This is a genomic window from Streptomyces sp. MUM 2J (assembly GCF_022414535.1).
Taxonomy (GTDB): Bacteria; Actinomycetota; Actinomycetes; order Streptomycetales; family Streptomycetaceae; genus Streptomyces.
Genome location: NZ_JADWYM010000104.1, coordinates 1 through 1,548, shown reverse-complemented (window position 1 = coordinate 1,548; position 1,548 = coordinate 1). Strand labels below are relative to the sequence as shown.

1 protein-coding gene is annotated in these 1,548 nt (G+C 69.3%); it reads left to right on the top strand.

Going from position 1 to position 1,548, the window contains the following annotated elements:
• The first annotated feature begins 118 nt into the window (after positions 1 to 118).
• Entirely contained in the window at positions 119 to 1,534 is a 1,416-nt protein-coding gene (locus I3F54_RS31810; RefSeq protein WP_240122397.1) for an IS4 family transposase, read from the top strand.
• Positions 1,535 to 1,548: the final 14 nt, after the last annotated feature.

Here is a 1,548-nt window from a genome sequence, read left to right as displayed (position 1 = left end):
CAACGCCGCTGCGTTAGGGATCTTGATTCGTCCACAACCCCCGCCTGAACAGCAGGAACGGGACTCCTGGTAGATCAGCTTGTGTCGAGCAAGGTGATCATCGAGTCCGGGAGTCCCGTTGCGGGAGAAGTCTGTCATCACGCGCACGATCGAGGTAGCCGGGGGTGTGTTTGCTCCGGGGCATCTGGGCGAGTTGACGCAGATCGTGGATTTCGCGCTGGTGGACGCGGTGCTGGTCGAGACGCGCGCGGTGCAGCGGCGGATCCGTCTGCTGCCGGCGCGGGTGGTGGTGTACTTCGTCCTGGCGCTCGCCCTGTTCGAGGACTGCTCCTACCGGGCGGTGTGGGACAAGCTCACTGCGGGGCTGGTCGGGCTGCCGTTGGTCCGGCCGCACACCTCCTCGTTCTCCCGGGCCCGCCGCCGGCTGGGCGCACGGCCGCTGCGGGTGCTGTTCGAGACGCTGGCCGGGACCGTGGCCGACAGAGGCACGCCCGGTGCCTGGTGGTGCGGGTTGCGCACGGTCGCCTTCGACGGGACCAGTCTGCAGCTGCCCGACCGCGTCCCGGTCACCGACCGGTTCCCCAAGCGCAGCGGACCGGAGCGCGAGTTCGGCTACCCGCTGCTACGGCTGGTGACCTTGGTGGAGACCGGCACCCGGGCGGTGATGGCCGCCGCGTTCGGACCTGAGAGCGAGGGCGAACTCCACTACGCCAACCGCCTGTTGGCCAGACTGGAGGCAACCATGCTGGTCCTCGCAGATGCCGGATTCGACGCGATCGGCTTCCTGCACGGCATCCGCGCCACCGGCGCCCAGTTCCTGGTGCGTTCCTCGGCCACCCGTCGCCCGCTGGTGCAGGATCGTCTGCCCGACGGCTCCTACCTGACCCGCCTGACCGCGCAGTACCGGGCCGGGCGCGGCTACGACATGCTGACCGTCCGCGTGATCGAGGCCTGGATCACCGTGAGACTGGCGGACGGAACCATACGCCGTGAACAGTGGCGGCTTCTCACCAGCCTCACCGACCCCACCCGGTATCCCGCCGAGCGTCTGGTGACCCTGTATCACGAGAGGTGGCAGGCGGAGACCGCCTACGCGAGCGTGAAAGCGACCCTGCTGGACGGCCGCGTCCTGCGCTCCGGGCACCCCGCCGACCTCGACCAGGAGGTCTGGGGCATCCTCGCCGTCTACCAGGCCCTGATCCGCACCGCCCTGGACGCCGCCGCCCAGCAGCCGGGCCTGGACATGGACCGGCTCAGCTTCACCGTCGCCCTGAACGCCGCCCGTGACCAGGTCGTCACCGCCTCCGGCATCCTTCCCGCCGACCCCATCCGCCTGATCGGCGCGATCGGCCGTGCACTGCTGGCCAACCTGCTGCCGCCCCGCCGCCGCCAGCGCATGAAAGCCCGCAGCCTCAAGAGCCACAGCAAGTACGCCCCGAACGTCGGCAAACACCCCGCCACCACCCAGAACTACACCCTCCACACCGAAATCGCGATCATGGAGAAGGGGCTTGCATCCCGCTCGAACCGGTAAACGCAGCGGCGTTG